The sequence below is a fragment of the Streptomyces sp. NPDC058741 genome (genome assembly GCF_042746715.1).
In the GTDB taxonomy this organism is placed as follows: Bacteria; Actinomycetota; Actinomycetes; order Streptomycetales; family Streptomycetaceae; genus Streptomyces.
Genome location: NZ_JBHYQH010000008.1, coordinates 58,726 through 76,904, shown reverse-complemented (window position 1 = coordinate 76,904; position 18,179 = coordinate 58,726). Strand labels below are relative to the sequence as shown.

General features: G+C 71.0%; 16 protein-coding genes. All 16 read left to right on the top strand.

Features of this window, described 5'->3' with window-relative positions:
- Nucleotides 1–337 precede the first annotated feature (337 nt).
- Nucleotides 338–1,336, top strand: a complete 999-nt coding sequence (rsmH, locus tag ACFW6P_RS09165; protein WP_386353578.1) for a 16S rRNA (cytosine(1402)-N(4))-methyltransferase RsmH — start codon at nt 338–340, stop codon at nt 1,334–1,336.
- A gap of 35 nt (nt 1,337–1,371) precedes the next feature.
- Nucleotides 1,372–1,821, top strand: a complete 450-nt coding sequence (locus ACFW6P_RS09160) for a septum formation initiator family protein (RefSeq protein WP_386423277.1) — start codon at nt 1,372–1,374, stop codon at nt 1,819–1,821.
- Between the two features lie 5 nt (nt 1,822–1,826).
- On the top strand, nt 1,827–3,788 hold the full coding sequence (locus tag ACFW6P_RS09155; RefSeq protein ID WP_386353582.1) for a peptidoglycan D,D-transpeptidase FtsI family protein: 1,962 nt from the start codon (nt 1,827–1,829) through the stop codon (nt 3,786–3,788).
- Nucleotides 3,789–3,966: 178 nt separating this feature from the next.
- Nucleotides 3,967–5,487 (top strand): UDP-N-acetylmuramoyl-L-alanyl-D-glutamate--2,6-diaminopimelate ligase, encoded by a 1,521-nt coding sequence (locus ACFW6P_RS09150; RefSeq protein ID WP_386353584.1) that lies wholly within the window; start codon nt 3,967–3,969, stop codon nt 5,485–5,487.
- A 28-nt stretch (nt 5,488–5,515) separates the two neighbouring features.
- Nucleotides 5,516–6,931: a UDP-N-acetylmuramoyl-tripeptide--D-alanyl-D-alanine ligase gene (gene murF, locus ACFW6P_RS09145; RefSeq protein ID WP_386353586.1), complete on the top strand. Its 1,416-nt coding sequence runs from the start codon at nt 5,516–5,518 to the stop codon at nt 6,929–6,931.
- Nucleotides 6,931–8,022: a phospho-N-acetylmuramoyl-pentapeptide-transferase gene (mraY, locus tag ACFW6P_RS09140; RefSeq protein WP_386353737.1), complete on the top strand. Its 1,092-nt coding sequence runs from the start codon at nt 6,931–6,933 to the stop codon at nt 8,020–8,022. The genes murF and mraY overlap by 1 nt, the downstream gene beginning before the upstream one ends.
- On the top strand, nt 8,004–9,446 hold the full coding sequence (murD, locus tag ACFW6P_RS09135; protein WP_386353588.1) for a UDP-N-acetylmuramoyl-L-alanine--D-glutamate ligase: 1,443 nt from the start codon (nt 8,004–8,006) through the stop codon (nt 9,444–9,446). Before mraY ends, murD begins: the two co-directional genes overlap by 19 nt.
- Nucleotides 9,447–9,582: 136 nt before the next feature.
- Nucleotides 9,583–10,947, top strand: a complete 1,365-nt coding sequence (gene ftsW, locus ACFW6P_RS09130) for a putative lipid II flippase FtsW (protein ID WP_386353590.1) — start codon at nt 9,583–9,585, stop codon at nt 10,945–10,947.
- A 6-nt stretch (nt 10,948–10,953) separates the two neighbouring features.
- Nucleotides 10,954–12,051, top strand: coding sequence for an undecaprenyldiphospho-muramoylpentapeptide beta-N-acetylglucosaminyltransferase (murG, locus tag ACFW6P_RS09125; RefSeq protein ID WP_386353592.1), 1,098 nt, complete (start codon nt 10,954–10,956; stop codon nt 12,049–12,051).
- A gap of 26 nt (nt 12,052–12,077) precedes the next feature.
- On the top strand, nt 12,078–12,872 hold the full coding sequence (locus ACFW6P_RS09120; protein ID WP_386353594.1) for a cell division protein FtsQ/DivIB: 795 nt from the start codon (nt 12,078–12,080) through the stop codon (nt 12,870–12,872).
- A gap of 288 nt (nt 12,873–13,160) precedes the next feature.
- On the top strand, nt 13,161–14,354 hold the full coding sequence (ftsZ, locus tag ACFW6P_RS09115) for a cell division protein FtsZ (protein WP_386353596.1): 1,194 nt from the start codon (nt 13,161–13,163) through the stop codon (nt 14,352–14,354).
- Nucleotides 14,355–14,364: 10 nt separating this feature from the next.
- Nucleotides 14,365–15,096 (top strand): peptidoglycan editing factor PgeF, encoded by a 732-nt coding sequence (gene pgeF, locus ACFW6P_RS09110; protein ID WP_386353598.1) that lies wholly within the window; start codon nt 14,365–14,367, stop codon nt 15,094–15,096.
- Nucleotides 15,097–15,102: 6 nt separating this feature from the next.
- A complete protein-coding gene (locus ACFW6P_RS09105; RefSeq protein ID WP_386353600.1) occupies nt 15,103–15,822 on the top strand; it encodes a YggS family pyridoxal phosphate-dependent enzyme in 720 nt (239 codons plus the stop codon).
- A 129-nt stretch (nt 15,823–15,951) separates the two neighbouring features.
- Nucleotides 15,952–16,593, top strand: coding sequence for a cell division protein SepF (locus ACFW6P_RS09100; RefSeq protein WP_386353602.1), 642 nt, complete (start codon nt 15,952–15,954; stop codon nt 16,591–16,593).
- 60 nt (nt 16,594–16,653) lie between these two features.
- Nucleotides 16,654–16,938, top strand: a complete 285-nt coding sequence (locus ACFW6P_RS09095) for a YggT family protein (RefSeq protein WP_007448661.1) — start codon at nt 16,654–16,656, stop codon at nt 16,936–16,938.
- 53 nt (nt 16,939–16,991) lie between these two features.
- Nucleotides 16,992–18,164 carry a DivIVA domain-containing protein gene (locus ACFW6P_RS09090; protein ID WP_386423276.1) on the top strand — a complete coding sequence of 391 codons (1,173 nt, stop codon included), beginning with the start codon at nt 16,992–16,994 and terminating at the stop codon, nt 18,162–18,164.
- The last annotated feature ends 15 nt before the right edge of the window (nt 18,165–18,179 follow it).

Genomic DNA, 18,179 nt, shown 5'->3' with positions numbered 1-18,179 from the left:
CGACAACGGGACTTGTAGTGAGGTAACCCACAAGGGCGGTGTGCCGCCGGACCCGACGCGCAGGCCGGTTGATTGACCGGGAGACAGGGTGCACTAAAGTGACGCGAAGCGGGAGACGAGACTCCCCGCTGGACTGATTCACCCGGAGACCCCGGCGACGACCGGCGATCTCCCCGCGTGCGCGGCGCGTACGTACGGCTCGGCCTCCTCCCGCTCCCGGTCGGCTGACGCTTCCGGCGCCGGCAGGCCACCCCTTGGGGGTCCCCAGCGAAGCTGGGGGAGGGTAGGGACCCGGCGGTGCGTTCGGCCCCGCCGGATCTGAGAGGGCCCGGATCACATGAGGCGCGAAGCGCGTTCGATCGAGGGTGGTGGGCGACGGGAGGGGCAGGGACGCCACGTCCCGGTGATGCTCCAGCGGTGCCTGGATCTGCTGGCACCCGCCCTGGAGGGCCCGGACGCCGTGGTCGTCGACTGCACCCTCGGCCTCGGCGGGCACAGCGAGGCCCTCCTGGAGAGGTTCCCGGACGTCCGCCTCGTCGCCCTCGACCGCGACAAGGAGGCCCTGCGCCTGTCCGGCGAGCGCCTCGCGCCCCACGGTGAGCGCGCCACCCTCGTCCACGCCGTCTACGACGAGCTCCCCGAGGTCCTCGACCGGCTCGGCATCGCGCGCGTGCAGGGCGTCCTGTTCGACCTGGGCGTCTCCTCCATGCAGCTCGACGAGGCCGACCGCGGCTTCGCCTACGCCCAGGACGCCCCGCTCGACATGCGCATGGACCAGACGACCGGCGTCAGCGCCGCGGAGGTCCTCAACACGTACCCGCCCGGCGAACTCGTGCGCATCCTGCGGGCGTACGGCGAGGAGAAGCAGGCCAAGCGGATCGTCTCCGCGATCGTGAGGGAGCGGGAGAAGGAGCCGTTCACCAACAGCGCGCGGCTGGTCGAACTGATCCGGGACGCCCTGCCGCAGGCCGCCAAGCGCACCGGCGGCAACCCCGCCAAGCGCACCTTCCAGGCCCTGCGCATCGAGGTCAACGGCGAGCTGTCCGTGCTGGAACGCGCGATCCCGGCCGCCGTGAAGGCCCTCGCCGTGGGCGGGCGGATCGCGGTGCTGTCGTACCACTCGCTGGAGGACCGGCTCGTCAAGCAGGTGTTCGCGGCGGGCGCCGCCACCACCGCGCCGCCCGGGCTGCCCGTCGTGCCCGAGCGCTACCAGCCGCGGCTCAAGCTCCTCACCCGCGGTGCCGAACTCCCCACCGAGGAGGAGATCGCCGAGAACCGGCGGGCGGCGCCGGCGCGGCTGCGCGGCGCCCAGCGCATCAGGGAGGACGTCGGGTGAGCCACGGGTGGCGGTCTCGGACCGAGGGAGCGTGAGTGAGCAGTAAACCCGAACTGAAGGGCAGGGCGGCCCGTCTCGCGCGGCTCTTCCCGACCGGCCCCGGGCAGGCCGCCCGCACGCCCTTCGTGCTCCTCGTGGTCCTGCTGCTCGGCGGCGGTCTCATCGGCCTGCTGGTGCTGAACTCGGCCCTCAGCGAAGGCGCGTTCAAGCTCGACGACCTCCAGCGCGAGACCAAGAACCTCACCGACGAGGAGCAGGCCCTCCAGCGGGACATCGACGCCTACTCCGCCCCCGAGGCCCTCCAGCGCCGCGCCCGCGAGCTCGGCATGGTGCCCGGCGGTGACCCGGCGTTCCTCGGCCCCGACGGCTCGGTCAAGGGCGTCCCCAGCCCGGCCCCGGGCGTCCGCCGGAGCTCCGACGACGTCCCCCCGGTCCTCGCTCCCGAGGCCATGCCCGACGGCCCCGTATCGACCCCCGGCAGGTGACGGAAGTGTCCGACAGGCAACCGCCGCGCCGCCGTGTGCCCGGCCCCGCCAGCCCCGCGCGCCCCGACGCCCGCCGCCGGCCCGGGCCCGGTGCCCGGCCGGCCCGGAGGCCCGGACCCGGCCGGCCCGCACCGCCCAAGCAGCTCCGGCTGGGCAGCCCCCGCCCGCGGCTGCGCCTGGTCGGGCTCGCGCTGACCCTCGTCATGATCGCTTTCGTCGTACGGCTGTTCCAGGTGCAGGCCGTCGACGCCGGCACCTACGCGGCGAAGGCCGAGCAGAACCGGTACGTGGGGCAGGTGCTGCCCGCCGAGCGCGGCGAGATCACCGACCGGTCCGGAGTGGCGCTGGCGACCAGCGAGGACGCCTACGACATCACCGCCGACCCGACGATGTTCGCCCCCGGCACGCTGAAGACCGGCGACGGACCCGAGCAGGCGGCCGCGCTCCTCGCACCGATCCTCGGCCAGGAGCAGGAGACCCTGGTCGAGAAGCTGCGTCCGGAGAACAAGGCGCTGCGCTACGTCAAGCTGGCCTCCCGCCAGACCCCGCAGGTCTGGAAGCAGATCAAGGACCTGAAGTCCGCGCTCGCCAAGAAGGAGGAGACGGACGAGTCCGCGCGCAACGTCCTCGCGGGCGTCTTCTCCGTCGCCACCAGCAAGCGCGTGTACCCCAACGGCGACCTCGCCGCCGGGATACTGGGCTGGGTCAACGCCGAGGGCAAGCCCGGCGGCGGCATCGAGCTCCAGCTGGACGAGCAGCTCGCCGGCAAGGACGGCAAGATCCGCTACGCCCAGTCCGGCGGCCGCCTCGTCCCCACCGCGGGCGGCGCCACCGAGACCCCGGCCGTGCCGGGCAGCGACATCGAGCTCACCATCGACCGCGACATCCAGTGGGCCGCCCAGAAGGCGATCACCGACCAGGTGGAGGAGTCCGCCGCAGACCGCGGCTACGTCATCGTCCAGGACACCCGCACCGGCCAGATCCTCGCCCTGGCCAACTCGCCCGGCTTCGACCCCAACGACCTGTCCGACGCCGACCCGGCCGCCCTCGGCAACGCCGCCCTGCAGGACGCCTTCGAGCCCGGCTCCACCGCCAAGGTCATGTCGATGGCCGCCGTGCTGGAGGAGAACGCCGCCACACCGACGACCCACGTCGTGGTGCCCAACCGGCTGCACCGCGGCGACCGGCTCTTCAAGGACGACGTCGACCACCCGACCTGGTACCTGACGCTCAACGGCGTCCTGGCCAAGTCCAGCAACATCGGCACCATCCTCGCCACCGGCCAGCTCGGCAAGACGCAGGCCGAGGCCAACAAGGTCCTCTACGACTACCTGCGCCGGTTCGGCCTCGGCGGCTACACCGGCCTGGGCTTCCCCGGCGAGACCAAGGGCATCCTCGCGCCGCCCGACAAGTGGTCCACCTCGCAGCAGTACACGATCCCTTTCGGCCAGGGCGTGTCCATCAACGCCATGCAGGCGGCGTCGGTGTACTCGACCATCGCCAACGGCGGCGTCCGCGTCGAACCCACGCTCGTGCGCGGCGCGAAGGGACCCGACGGACGCTTCACCCCCGCCCCGAAGCCCGAGAAGACACGGGTCGTGAGCGCCGGGACGGCGAAGACCCTCGCCCGGATGCTGGAGTCCGTCGTGGACGACGAGGAGGGCACCGGCACCAGGGCGCGCATCCCCGGCTACCGCGTCGCGGGCAAGACGGGTACGGCGAACCGGGTGGATCCGGCCACCGGCAAGTACAGCGGATACACCTCGTCGTTCGCCGGCTTCGCCCCCGCCGACAAGCCCCGCGTCACCGTCTACTGCGCCATCCAGAACGCGACCCGGGGCAGCTACTTCGGCGGGCAGATCTGCGGTCCCGTCTACAAGAAGGTCATGGAGTTCGCACTGAAGTCCCTCCAGGTCCCGCCGACCGGCGCCGAGCCCGCCCGGATCCCGGTCACCTTCCAGCGCTGACCGGCCACACGCCCCCGCCGGCACCGAACCACAGGAACACCTCGTGACGACGATCACCCCGGACCCCGGGAACCAGAGCAGCCCCCGCCCCTCGCTTCGCCCGGAGGCGGGTACGCCCGGTACGCTCACCGCCGTGCCACACGCTGATCAGTCCCAAACCACCCAGAAGGGCCATCCCGTGACATATCCCGGGCCGCCCAGGCCGGTGCGCGTCTCCGCCACACCCCTCGCGGAACTCGCCGATCAGCTGGGTGCCGCCGCGCCGGACATCGACGCCGAGGTCACGGGCATCACCCATGACTCGCGCGCCGTGCGCCCCGGCGACCTGTACGCCGCCCTGCCGGGCGCCCGCCTGCACGGAGCCGACTTCGTGAACCAGGCCGCGGGCCTCGGCGCCGCCGCCGTGCTGACCGACCCGAGCGGCGCCGAGCGCGCCGCCGCGTCGGGACTGCCGGTCCTGGTCGTCGACGACCCCCGCGCGCTGATGGGCGAGCTGGCCGCCACGATCTACGGACACCCGGGCCGGGACCTGCTCCAGATCGGCATCACCGGCACCTCCGGCAAGACCACGACCGCCTACCTCGTCGAGGGCGGCCTGAAGACGGTCCGCTCGACGGGCCTGATCGGCACGGTCGAGATGCGCATCGGCGACGAGCGCATCAAGTCCGAGCGCACCACGCCCGAAGCCACCGACCTGCAGGCGCTGTTCGCGGTCATGCGTGAGCGCGGCGTCGACGCGGTCGCCATGGAGGTCTCCAGCCACGCCCTGGTCCTCGGCCGTGTCGACGGCTGTGTCTTCGACATCGGCGTCTTCACCAACCTCAGCCCGGAACACATGGAGTTCCACTCCGACATGGAGGACTACTTCCGGGCCAAGGCGCAGCTGTTCACGCCGGAACGGGGCAAGCTCGGCGTGGTCAACGTCGACGACGAGTACGGCCGCAGGCTGGCCAACGAGGCCACCGTCCCGGTCGTCACCTACTCCGCCGAGGGCCACCCCGACGCCGACTGGCGCGCCGAGGACGTCGAGGTCGGCCGGCTGGACTCGACGTTCACCGTCGTCGGCCCCAAGGGCGAGCGGATCGCCGCCAAGTCGCCGCTGCCGGGCCCCTTCAACGTGGCCAACACCCTCGCCGCGATCGTCGCCCTCGCCGTCGCCGGCCTCGATCCGCAGGCCGCCGCCGACGGTGTCGCCGCCGTACCCGGCGTGCCGGGCCGCCTGGAGCGCGTGGACGCCGGGCAGCCTTATCTCGCGGTCGTCGACTACGCCCACAAGACCGACGCCGTGGAGTCCGTGCTGCGGGCCCTACGCAAGGTGACCGAGGGCAAGCTGCACATCGTCCTCGGCTGCGGCGGCGACCGCGACACGACCAAGCGCGAGCCCATGGGCGCCGCCGCGGCGCGGCTCGCCGACACGGCCGTGCTGACCTCCGACAACCCCCGCTCCGAGGATCCCCTCGCGATCCTCGCCACGATGCTCCAGGGCGCGGCCTCCGTGCCCGCGCACCACCGCGGCGAGGTCCAGGTCTTCGAGGACCGGGCCGCCGCGATCGCCGCCGCCGTCGCCCGCGCCGAGCCCGGCGACACCGTGCTGGTGGCCGGCAAGGGCCACGAGCAGGGCCAGGACATCGCCGGTGTGGTCCGTCCGTTCGACGACCGCCAGGTGCTCCGCGAAGCCATCCAGAAGACCCAGGGATGAAAATCCAGAAGACCCAGGGGATGAACTTGTGATCGCCCTCTCCCTCGCCGAGATCGCAGAAGTCGTCGGCGGGCAGACGTACGACATACCGGATCCGTCCGTCCAGGTCACGGGCCCGGTCGTCCGGGACTCCCGCGAGGCCGTGCCCGGCAGCCTCTTCGTCGCCTTCGCCGGCGAGCGCGTGGACGGCCACGACTTCGCGGCGGCGGTCGTCGAGGCGGGAGCGGTGGCCGTGCTCGGCACCCGCCCGGTCGGCGTCCCCGCCGTCGTCGTGGACGACGTCCAGGCCGCCCTCGCGGCCCTCGCCCGGCACGTCGTCCGACGGCTCGGCGCCACCCTCGTCGCCCTCACCGGCTCGGCGGGCAAGACCAGCACCAAGGACCTCATCGCGCAGGTGCTCCAGCGCAAGGCCCCGACGGTGTTCACGCCCGGCTCGCTCAACAACGAGATCGGGCTGCCGCTGACCGCGCTCAGCGCCACCGAGGAGACGAAGTTCCTCGTCCTGGAGATGGGCGCCCGCGGCATCGGGCACATCCGCTACCTCACGGGCCTGACGCCCCCCGGGGTCGGTCTCGTCCTCAACGTCGGCAGCGCCCACATCGGCGAGTTCGGCGGCCGCGAGCAGATCGCCCAGGCCAAGGGCGAACTCGTCGAGTCCCTGCCGTCCGAGGCCGAGGGCGGCATCGCGATCCTGAACGCGGACGACCCCTACGTGCGCGCCATGGCCTCCCGTACGAAGGCGAAGGTGACCTTCTTCGGAGAGTCCGGCGAAGCGGACGTTCGCGGTGAGAACGTGCGACTCACGGACACCGGACAGCCCTCGTTCCGCCTTCACACACCCTCCGGTGCACGTGATGTGACCATGCGCCTGTACGGTGAGCACCACGTGTCGAACGCGCTCGCCGCGGCCGCCGTCGCCCACGAGCTGGGCATGTCCGCAGACGAGATCGCCGTCGCGCTCTCCGAGGCGGGCTCCCTCTCCCGCTGGCGGATGGAGGTCACCGAGCGCCCGGACGGCGTGACCGTCGTCAACGACGCCTACAACGCGAACCCCGAGTCCATGCGAGCCGCTCTGCGCGCGCTCGCGGCGATGGGCAAGGGGCGTCGTACGTGGGCGGTGCTCGGCAAGATGGCCGAGCTCGGGGACGAGGCTCTCGCCGAGCACGACGCGGTCGGGCGGCTCGCCGTCCGGCTCAACGTCAGCAAGCTCGTCGCAGTCGGTGGCAGGGAAGCCGCCTGGCTGCAACTGGGCGCATATAACGAGGGTTCGTGGGGTGAGGAGTCGGTGCACGTGTCCGACGCACAGGCGGCGGTCGACCTGTTGCGCAGCGAGTTGCGCCCGGGGGACGTCGTGCTCGTGAAGGCGTCCCGTTCGGTCGGCCTCGAGAGCGTGGCCCAGGCACTGCTCGAGACCGGTGCCGAGGGTGAGGTTTCCGCCCGATGATGAAGCAGATCCTGTTCGCGGGAGTCATTGGCCTGTTCCTGACGCTGATCGGCACACCACTGCTGATCAAGCTCCTCGCGCGCAAGGGCTACGGCCAGTACATCCGCGACGACGGCCCGCGCGAGCACGCCAGCAAGCGCGGTACGCCGACCATGGGCGGCATCGCCTTCATCCTGGCGACGGTCGCCGCGTACTTCCTGGCGAAGGTGATCACGGGCTATCTCGACCCGGACGTCGACGCCGCGCCGACCTTCTCCGGCCTGCTGGTGCTGGGCCTCATGGTCGGCATGGGCCTGGTCGGCTTCCTCGACGACTACATCAAGATCGTCAAGCGGCGCTCGCTCGGTCTGCGGGCCAAGGCGAAGATGGCCGGCCAGCTGATCGTCGGCATCGCCTTCGCGGTGCTGTCCCTGCAGTTCGCGGACAACCGCGGCAACACCCCGGCCTCCACGAAGCTGTCGTTCATCACGGACTTCGGCTGGACGATCGGCCCCGTGCTGTTCGTGGTCTGGGCGCTGTTCATGATCCTCGCGATGTCGAACGGCGTGAACCTGACCGACGGCCTGGACGGTCTGGCCACCGGCGCCTCCGTGCTGGTCTTCGGCGCCTACACCTTCATCGGCGTCTGGCAGTTCCAGGAGTCCTGCGCCAACGCGAACACGCTCACCAACCCCGGCGCCTGCTACGAGGTCCGCGACCCGCTCGACCTGGCCGTGGTCGCCTCCGCCCTGATGGGCGCCTGTCTCGGCTTCCTGTGGTGGAACACCTCGCCGGCCAAGATCTTCATGGGTGACACCGGTTCGCTGGCGCTCGGCGGTGTGCTCGCCGGACTCGCGATCTGCTCGCGCACCGAGCTGCTGCTCGCCATCCTCGGGGGCCTGTTCGTCCTGATCACCATGTCCGTGGTGATCCAGGTCGGTTCCTTCCGCCTCACCGGCAAGCGCGTCTTCCGGATGGCGCCGCTGCAGCACCACTTCGAACTCAAGGGCTGGTCCGAAGTGCTCGTCGTGGTCCGCTTCTGGATCATCCAGGGCATCTGCGTGATCGTCGGACTCGGCCTCTTCTATGCAGGATGGGCAGCGGACAAGTGACCTCCTCGGAGCCCTTCGACTTCCAGGGCAAGCACGTCACCGTCGCCGGGCTCGGCGTCTCGGGCGTCCCGGCGGCCAAGGTGCTGCACGGGCTCGGCGCGACGGTCACGGTCGTCAACGACGGCGCCGACGAGCGCGCGCGGGCGCAGGCGGCCGAACTGGAGGCGCTCGGTGTCACCGTGCGCCTCGGCGACGGCGACACGCTGCCGGAGGGTACCGAGCTGATCGTCACCGCGCCCGGCTGGAAGCCGGACAAGCCGCTGTTCGCGGCGGCCGGGCAGGCGGGCGTCCCGGTCTGGGGCGACGTCGAACTGGCCTGGCGCCTGCGCGGCCCCGACGCCGCACCCTGGCTGGCCGTCACGGGCACCAACGGCAAGACCACCACCGTCCAGATGCTGGCGTCGATCCTCAAGGCGGCGGGCCTGCGCACCGCCGCCGTCGGGAACATCGGCGTCTCCCTGCTGGACGCGGTGCTCGGCGAGGAGAAGTACGACGTCCTGGCCGTGGAGCTGTCCAGCTACCAGCTCCACTGGGCGCCGTCCCTGCGCGCCCACTCGGCCGCGGTGCTCAACCTCGCCCCCGACCACCTCGACTGGCACGGCTCCATGGAGGCGTACGCCAAGGACAAGGGCCGCATCTACGAGGGCAATCGGGTCGCCTGCGTCTACAACGTGGCCGACATGGCCACCGAGGACCTGGTCCGCGAGGCCGACGTCGAGGAGGGCTGCCGGGCCGTCGGCTTCACGCTGGGCACCCCGGCGCCCTCCCAACTCGGCGTCGTCGAGGGCCTCCTGGTCGACCGGGCCTTCGTGGAGGACCGACGGAAGAACGCCCAGGAGCTCGCCGAGGTCGCCGACGTCGAACCGCCCGCCCCGCACAACATCGCCAACGCCCTCGCGGCGGCGGCCCTGGCGCGCGCCTACGGCGTGCCCGCCACGGCCGTACGGGACGGGCTGCGGGCGTTCACCCCGGACGCCCACCGCATCGCGCACGTGGCCGACGTGGACGGGGTCGCCTACGTCGACGACTCAAAGGCGACCAACACCCACGCCGCGGAAGCCTCGTTGGCGGCGTACGAGCCGATCGTGTGGATCGCGGGCGGACTCGCCAAGGGCGCCAGCTTCGACGAGCTGGTCGCCAAGTCGGCGAAGCGGCTGCGCGGGGCCGTGCTGATCGGCGCGGACCGCGCGCTCATCCGCGAAGCCCTGGCGCGACACGCCCCGGAGGTACCCGTCGTCGACCTCGACCGGACCGACACTGGGGCGATGCGCGCGGCGGTCCAGGAGGCGCACAGACTCGCCCGCGCCGGCGACACGGTGCTGCTGGCCCCGGCCTGTGCCTCCATGGACATGTTCGCGAACTACAACAAGCGCGGGGACGCCTTCGCGGACGCCGTCCGCGAACTCGGCTCCGCCGAGGGCTGACCCGGGTCCGCCTCGCCCCCGCGGCGGTGCCGGGCGTACCTGGGAGGGACGTGTGACAGGGATGTGGCTGGTGCCCGAGCGGCCGGGAAGCGCTCGCCGCGGAACACCCCTTCCCGGCAAGGCGAGGTGAGCGGCGATGCCCACCAGCCGCACCGGACGGCCGCCTTCCGTACGCGCGCCCAAACGCCCCGTACCACCCCGGCCCAGGCGTGAGAACGGCGTCCTGGGCCTGTACACCCGGGCACGGCGGGGCTGGGACCGGCCGCTGACCGCCTACTACCTGATCATGGGCGGCAGTGCGCTGATCACCGTCCTGGGGCTGGTGATGGTCTACTCGGCCTCCCAGATCACCGCGCTGCAGATGTCGCTGCCGGGCTCCTACTTCTTCCGCAAGCAGCTGCTCGCGGCGGTGATCGGCGCCGGGCTGCTGTTCGCCGCCTCCCGCATGCCGGTCAGACTCCACCGCGCGCTGGCCTACCCCATCCTCGCGGGCGCCGTCCTCCTCATGGTGCTGGTGCAGGTCCCCGGGATAGGAGTCTCGGTCAACGGCAACCAGAACTGGATCGCGCTCGGCGGCTCCTTCCAGGTCCAGCCCAGCGAGTTCGGCAAGCTCGCGCTCGTGCTGTGGGGTGCCGACCTGCTCGCCCGCAAGCAGGACAGGAGGCTGCTGCACCAGTGGAAGCACATGCTGGTGCCGCTGGTGCCCGCGGCCTTCATGCTGCTCGGGCTGATCATGCTCGGCGGCGACATGGGCACCGCGATCATCCTCACGGCCATCCTGTTCGGCCTGCTCTGGCTGGCCGGCGCCCCCACGCGGCTGTTCGCCGGCGTGCTGTCGGTCGCCGCCGTACTCGGCCTGATCCTCATCAAGACCAGCGCCAACCGGATGGCCCGCCTGCAGTGCCTGGGCGCCACCGAGCCGCAGTCGGGCCCCGTGGACTGCTGGCAGGCCGTGCATGGGATCTACGCTCTCGCCTCCGGCGGGATCTTCGGTTCCGGGCTGGGCGCGAGTGTGGAGAAATGGGGCCAACTACCGGAAGCCCACACCGACTTCATCTTCGCCGTCACCGGTGAGGAACTGGGCCTGGTGGGGACGCTGTCGGTCCTCGCCCTCTTCGCGGCTCTAGGCTATGCGGGTATCCGCGTGGCCGGACGCACGGAGGACCCCTTCGTCAGGTATGCCGCGGGAGGCGTGACCACCTGGATCACGGCCCAGGCCGTGATCAACATCGGTGCGGTGCTCGGTCTGCTGCCGATCGCCGGTGTCCCCCTCCCGCTGTTCTCCTACGGGGGATCCGCCCTGCTGCCGACCATGTTCGCCATCGGGTTGCTGATCGCCTTCGCGCGCGACGAACCCGCTGCGCGGGCGGCGCTTGCGATGCGGCAACCCCGCTTTGGTAGAAAGCGGGGGACTGGGGGAACCGGTTCGGGTCGGAGTCCCCGGAGATGGAACACGATGCGACGGCGCGCCTCGGCGGCGCGTTCGTCCGGAGAGCGGTGAATTTCGGTGCATGTCGTACTCGCCGGCGGAGGAACCGCGGGCCACATCGAGCCCGCGCTCGCCCTCGCGGACGCCCTGCGCAGGCAGGATCCGACCGTGGGCATCACGGCCCTGGGCACGGAGCGGGGACTCGAGACGGAACTCGTACCCGCGCGCGGGTACGAACTCGCGCTGATCCCCGCCGTGCCGCTGCCACGCAAGCCCACGCCCGAGCTGATCACCGTCCCGGGCCGGCTGCGCGGCACCATCAGGGCGACCGAGCAGATCCTGGAGCGCACCAAGGCGGACGCCGTGGTCGGCTTCGGCGGCTACGTCGCCCTCCCCGGCTACCTCGCCGCCAAGCGCCTGGGTGTGCCCATCGTGATCCACGAGGCCAACGCCCGCCCAGGCCTGGCCAACAAGATCGGCTCGCGGTACGCCAGCCAGGTCGCCGTCTCCACCCCGGACAGCAAGCTGCGCAACTCCCGCTACATCGGCATCCCGCTGCGCCGCTCCATCGCCACCCTGGACCGGGCCGCCGTGCGCCCCGAGGCCCGGGCCTTCTTCGGGCTCGACCCCAACCTGCCCACGCTGCTGGTCACCGGCGGCTCCCAGGGCGCCCGCCGGCTCAACGAGGTCGTGCAGGCGGTCGCGCCCTGGCTGCAGCAGGCCGGGATCCAGATCCTGCACGCGGTCGGCAAGAAGAACGAAGTGCCGCAGGTGCAGCAGATGCCGGGAATGCCGCCTTATCGCCCGGTACCGTACCTGGACCGGATGGACCTCGCGTACGCCGCGGCCGACATGATGCTCTGCCGCGCGGGCGCGATGACCGTCGCCGAGCTCTCCGCCGTCGGGCTGCCGGCCGCCTACGTCCCGCTGCCCATCGGCAACGGCGAACAGCGGCTCAACGCCCAGCCGGTGGTCAAGGCCGGCGGCGGGCTGCTGGTCGACGACGCGGAGCTGACCCCCGAGTGGGTCCAGCAGAACGTCCTGCCCGTGCTCGCCGATCCCCACCGGCTGTACCAGATGTCCCGCGCCGCCTCCGAGTTCGGCCGCCGGGACGCCGACGACCTCCTCGTCGGCATGGTGTACGAGGCGATCGCCGCCGCGGGTGCACACCGCTAGGACCGTATGACGGAAGGCAGGGGAGCGTGGCCGGATCGACCACCGCCGAGCGCGGTGAACGCCAGCGGGAGTCGTCCGGCCCGCCGCCCGTCAGACGCCTGAGGCGGCGCCACCTTCGTGTGATCGTCATCCTGGCCCTCGCCTTCGTCTTCCTCGGCATCCCGGCCGTGTGGCTCTTCTACGGCTCCGACTGGCTGCGCGTCGAGCAGGTCTCCGTGTCCGGGACGAAGGTCCTGACCGAGGCTCAGGTCAGGTCTGCGGCGGACGTCCCCCTCGGCAAGCCGCTGATTTCCGTCGACACCGATGCGATCGAGACGCGACTGCTCCGGAAACTGCCCCGAATTGACTCGGTTGACGTGGTCCGTTCCTGGCCCCACGGAATCGACCTGAAAGTGGTCGAGCGGACTCCGGTTCTGATTGTCCAAAAGGGCGGAAAGTTCGTCGAAGTGGACGATGAAGGTGTCCGTTTCGCCACGGTTCCGAAGGCGCCGAAAGGTGTACCCGCACTCACATTGGCACTGTCCCGCTCCGGGCACGCCGCCGCGAGCCTGCGCCGCTTCGGCGAGTCCCGGCTGGTACGCGAGGCGGTCGGGGTCGCCCGTGCCCTTCCGGCCGCCGTCGCACGCGACACGCGGACCGTCAAGGTCCGTTCCTACGACGACATCTCGCTGGAGTTGAGGGACGGCCGCACGGTCGCCTGGGGGAGCAGCGAGAAGGGGGCGGCGAAGGCCCGTTCGCTCACCGCCCTCATGAAAGCCTCGCGCGATGCGCGGCACTTCGACGTGAGCGTTCCCACCGCGCCCGCGTCATCGGCGAGTTGACGCACATCCGCGCAGGCCAGCACCCTGGTTGGGCACTGCTATGGCTGATCACATAGGGTGAAAAGAAAAACGGGAGGTTCGGCGTGTTCGTTGAACGTGCGCCGCTTGTCGACTTAGTGTCCTGTTCAGAAGACTCCAAGGAACGGACACACTGGTAACCCTAAACTTCAGGCTTAGGGTTCGGGTCGGCGATACGGACCGTCCCATTCGGCATCAGTCGTCGGGTCGCGGGGCGCAGGGCGCCACGGTGACCCGTCGACACGTAACTCGAGGCGAGAGGCCTTCGACGTGGCAGCACCGCAGAACTACCTCGCAGTCATCAAAGTCATCGGTGTCGGCGGCGGTGGTGTCAATGCCATCAACCGGATGATCGAGGTCGGTCTCAAGGGCGTCGAGTTCATCGCCATCAACACCGACGCGCAAGCCCTGTTGATGAGCGACGCCGACGTCAAACTCGATGTCGGCCGTGAACTCACCCGCGGACTCGGCGCCGGAGCCAACCCGGCCGTGGGCCGCAAGGCCGCCGAGGACCACCGCGAGGAGATCGAGGAGGTCCTCAAGGGGGCCGACATGGTCTTCGTGACCGCCGGTGAAGGCGGCGGCACCGGCACCGGCGGCGCGCCCGTCGTGGCCAACATCGCCCGCTCGCTCGGCGCCCTCACCATCGGCGTGGTCACGCGCCCGTTCACCTTCGAGGGGCGGCGCCGAGCGAACCAGGCCGAGGACGGCATCGCCGAACTCCGCGAAGAGGTCGACACCCTCATCGTCATCCCGAACGACCGCCTGCTGTCCATCTCGGACCGCCAGGTCTCGGTGCTGGACGCCTTCAAGTCGGCCGACCAGGTCCTGCTCTCCGGTGTCCAGGGCATCACCGACCTCATCACCACCCCGGGCCTCATCAACCTCGACTTCGCCGACGTCAAGTCGGTCATGTCCGAGGCCGGCTCGGCCCTGATGGGCATCGGCTCGGCCCGCGGCGACGACCGCGCGGTGGCCGCCGCCGAGATGGCGATCTCCTCACCGCTGCTGGAGGCGTCCATCGACGGCGCCCGCGGTGTGCTGCTCTCCATCTCCGGCGGCTCGGACCTCGGCCTGTTCGAGATCAACGAGGCCGCCCAGCTGGTGAGCGAGGCCGCCCACCCCGAGGCCAACATCATCTTCGGCGCGGTGATCGACGACGCCCTCGGCGACGAGGTCCGGGTCACCGTGATCGCCGCCGGCTTCGACGGGGGCCAGCCACCGGCCCGGCGCGAGAACGTCATCGGCTCGGCCTCGGCCAAGCGCGAGGAGCCGGCCCCGGTGCGGCAGACCGATAGCCGCCCGTCCTTCGGCTCGCTCGGCAGTGTGACCCCGAAGGAGGACCCGGAGCCCGCTCCGGAGCCGGTCCGCGACATCCAGGTCGCCCCGCCGGTCCCGCCGGCGCCGCGGACCTACTCGGACAGCGCGGCCGAGGAACTGGACGTACCGGACTTCCTCAAGTGATCCTTCTGACGTGATAGGACAGCGCGAGAGCGTGAGCGGCGCGCACTTCGCCTTCACCGACCGGTGGGGTGGGGTGAGCGCCGCTCCGTATGAGCAGCTCAACCTCGGCGGGGCGGTCGGCGACGACCCCGACGCCGTACGCGCCAACCGGGGCCTGGCCGCCGAGTCGCTGGGCGTCGCACCGGACCGGGTGGTCTGGATGAACCAGGTGCACGGGGCGGACGTCGCGGTGGTGGACGGGCCCTGGGGGCCGTCGCCGGCGATCCCGTCGGTCGACGCGATCGTCACCGCGCGGCGGGGGCTCGCCCTGGCGGTGCTCACCGCCGACTGCGTACCGGTGCTGCTCGCCGACCCGGTCGCCGGTGTCGCCGCCGCGGCCCACGCGGGCCGGCCCGGCGTGATCGCCGGGGTCGTCCCGGCCGCGCTGCGCGCCATGGCGGACCTCGGCGCCGAACCCTCCCGCGTCGTCGCCCGCACGGGACCCGCCGTCTGCGGCCGGTGCTACGAAGTGCCGGAGGCGATGCGCGCCGAGGTCGCCGCCGTCGAACCTGCGGCGTACGCCGAGACGAGCTGGGGCACACCGGCGGTCGACGTGAGCGCTGGAGTGCACGCCCAACTGCGACGGCTCGGGGTGCGCGACCGGGAGCAGTCGCCGGTGTGCACGCTGGAATCGCACGATCACTTCTCGTACCGCCGCGACCGCACCACCGGTCGGCTCGCGGGTTATGTGTGGCTGGACTGATAGGGCATGACGGACCGCAGGGACGAAATCGCCGTGAATCTGGCGAAGGTGGAGCGTCGCATCGCCGACGCGTGCGCGGCCGCGGGGCGGGCGCGCGACGACGTGACCCTGATCGTGGTCACCAAGACCTACCCCGCGAGCGATGTGCGGATCCTCGCCGGACTCGGTGTGCGCCATGTCGCCGAGAACCGCGACCAGGACGCGGCGCCGAAGGCCGAGGCCTGTTCGGATCTGCCTCTGACGTGGCACTTCGTGGGTCAACTCCAGACCAACAAGGTGCGTTCCGTGGTCGGTTACGCGGATTTCGTGCAGTCCGTCGACCGTGCCAAGCTCGTCACCGCCCTGTCGAAGGAGGCCGGGCGGGCCGGGCGCGAGCCGGGGTGCCTGATCCAGGTCGCTCTCGACGCCGGTGAGAGCGCCCGGGGCGAGCGCGGCGGCGTCGCGCCCGGCGGCGTCGCGGAGTTGGCGGACCTCGTCGCAGGCGCGCCCGGGCTGCGGCTCGCCGGACTGATGACCGTCGCACCTCTGACCGGGGAGTACGCGGGGCGCGAACAGGCCGCGTTCGAGCGGTTGATGGATTTGTCGACGGACCTGCGCCGGAGTCATCCGGCTGCCACCATGGTCTCGGCAGGGATGAGTGCGGACCTCGAACAGGCCGTGGCGGCCGGAGCGACACATGTGCGCGTCGGCAGTGCGGTACTCGGAGTCCGACCCAGGCTCGGGTAACGTCGCCAAGAAGTCGGACCACAGCAGAAAATATGGTCATTGCCGCCGAAAGGCGGATTCAAGGACCACGTGGATCGCGGGCACTTGGCAGTCGTCAGCCGATCCACCACAGAGCGGAGGACTCAGAGCATGGCCGGCGCGATGCGCAAGATGGCGGTCTACCTCGGCCTCGTGGAGGACGATGGGTACGACGGCCGCGGATTCGACCCCGACGACGACTTCGAACCCGAACTGGACCCGGAGCCCGAGCGAGACCACCGTCGGCACGAGCCGACCCATCAGCCCCACATCTCACATCAGCCCCAAAGGGGCGAAGAGGTGCGAGTCGTACAGCCGCCCGCGCCTCGCGAACCGGCAGCCCGCTCCGCTTCGCTCCCCGCGGAATCCAGCCGCCCGGCGCGCATCGCGCCCGTGGCGTCCATCACACAAGAACGCGCGAGCCTGGAGAAGAACGCACCGGTGATCATGCCCAAGGTCGTGTCGGAACGAGAGCCTTACCGGATCACCACACTTCACCCGCGGACCTACAACGAGGCCCGTACCATCGGGGAACACTTCCGTGAGGGCACCCCGGTGATCATGAATCTGACTGAGATGGACGACACAGATGCGAAGCGACTTGTCGACTTTGCGGCCGGTCTGGTGTTTGGTCTTCACGGCAGCATCGAGCGGGTGACGCAGAAGGTGTTCCTGTTGTCGCCTGCTAACGTCGATGTCACGGCGGAGGACAAGGCCCGCATCGCAGAGGGCGGGTTCTTCAACCAGAGCTGAGACGCACCACCGGAAACAGCAGTACCCAGCAGGGCACAGGGGAGAGGGAAGCAACACACCATGAGCGTGGTCCTGGATGTCGTCTACATCGCGCTGATGTGCTTCCTCATCGTGCTCATCTTCCGGTTGGTCATGGACTATGTCTTCCAGTTCGCCCGCTCATGGCAACCCGGCAAGGCGATGGTGGTCGTTCTGGAGGCCACCTACACTGTCACTGATCCACCGCTCAAGCTTCTGCGGCGGTTCATTCCGCCGCTGCGTCTCGGGGGCGTGGCGCTCGACCTGTCCTTCTTCGTACTGATGATCATCGTCTACATCCTGATCTCGATCGTGAGCCGGCTGTGAGCGATGTGAACTACGGTCTTGCCGAATGCCGACGACTACGTTGAGGTGAAGAGATGCCGTTGACCCCCGAGGACGTGCGGAACAAGCAGTTCACGACCGTCCGCCTCCGAGAAGGCTATGACGAGGACGAGGTCGATGCCTTCCTCGACGAGGTCGAAGCCGAACTGACCCGCCTGCTCCGCGAGAACGAGGACCTGCGCGCCAAACTGGCCGCGGCCACGCGCGCTGCTGCCCAGAACCAGCAGAACATGCGCAAGCCGCCGGAGCAGGACCAGCAACAGCAGCAGCAGCAACAGCAGCAGGGCATGCGCGGTCCGGGTGGTCCCGTACCCGCCGGCATATCGGGCCCGCCGCAGCAGCAGATGGGTGGCCCCATGGGTGGTCCGCCCCAGCTGCCGAGCGGTGCCCCGCAGCTGCCCGCCGGCCCCGGCGGTCAGGGTGGTCCCCAGGGTCCCGGCGGCCCCGGCCCGATGGGTCAGGGTCCGGGGCCGATGGGTCAGGGTCCGGGGCCGATGGGTCAGCCCCCGATGCAGCAGCACATGGGCGGCCCCATGGGCGGCCCCATGGGCGGCCCCATGGGCGGTCCGATGGGCGGTCCGATGGGCGGCCCCGGTCAGGGCCCCGGCGGCGACAGCGCCGCCCGTGTCCTCTCGCTGGCCCAGCAGACCGCCGACCAGGCGATCGCCGAGGCCCGCTCCGAAGCCAACAAGATCGTCGGCGAGGCGCGTTCGCGTGCCGAGGGTCTGGAGCGTGACGCCCGTGCCAAGGCCGACGCCCTGGAGCGGGACGCGCAGGAGAAGCACCGCGTCGCGATGGGCTCCCTGGAGTCCGCCCGCGCCACGCTGGAGCGCAAGGTCGAGGACCTGCGCGGCTTCGAGCGCGAGTACCGCACGCGCCTGAAGTCCTACCTTGAGTCGCAGCTGCGCCAGCTGGACACCCAGGCCGACGACTCGCTGGCCCCGCCGCGCTCTCCGGCGGCCGCGTCCCTCCCGCCGTCCCCGGCGCCTTCCATGGCCCCGGCCGGCGCGAGCGCCCCGTCCTACGGCGGCGGCAACCAGCCGATGGGCGGGGGCTCCTCGCCGTCCGGTCCGTCTTACGGCGGTCAGCAGCAGATGTCCCCGGCGATGACCCAGCCGATGGCGCCGGTGCGTCCGCAGGGCCCGTCGCCGATGGGTCAGGCACCCTCGCCCATGCGAGGCTTCCTGATCGACGAGGACGACAACTGACGGCCTGATGGCCCG

What these genes read in the sequence shown, in the direction of transcription:
- rsmH (WP_386353578.1), top strand. Translation starts at nt 338, where the DNA reads ATGAGGCGCGAAGCGCGTTCGATCGAGGGTGGTGGGCGACGGGAGGGG.
- mraY (WP_386353737.1), top strand. Translation starts at nt 6,931, where the DNA reads ATGAAGCAGATCCTGTTCGCGGGAGTCATTGGCCTGTTCCTGACGCTG.
- murD (WP_386353588.1), top strand. Translation starts at nt 8,004, where the DNA reads ATGGGCAGCGGACAAGTGACCTCCTCGGAGCCCTTCGACTTCCAGGGC.
- ftsW (WP_386353590.1), top strand. Translation starts at nt 9,583, where the DNA reads ATGCCCACCAGCCGCACCGGACGGCCGCCTTCCGTACGCGCGCCCAAA.
- ACFW6P_RS09105 (WP_386353600.1), top strand. Translation starts at nt 15,103, where the DNA reads ATGACGGACCGCAGGGACGAAATCGCCGTGAATCTGGCGAAGGTGGAG.
- ACFW6P_RS09100 (WP_386353602.1), top strand. Translation starts at nt 15,952, where the DNA reads ATGGCCGGCGCGATGCGCAAGATGGCGGTCTACCTCGGCCTCGTGGAG.
- ACFW6P_RS09095 (WP_007448661.1), top strand. Translation starts at nt 16,654, where the DNA reads ATGAGCGTGGTCCTGGATGTCGTCTACATCGCGCTGATGTGCTTCCTC.
- ACFW6P_RS09090 (WP_386423276.1), top strand. Translation starts at nt 16,992, where the DNA reads ATGCCGTTGACCCCCGAGGACGTGCGGAACAAGCAGTTCACGACCGTC.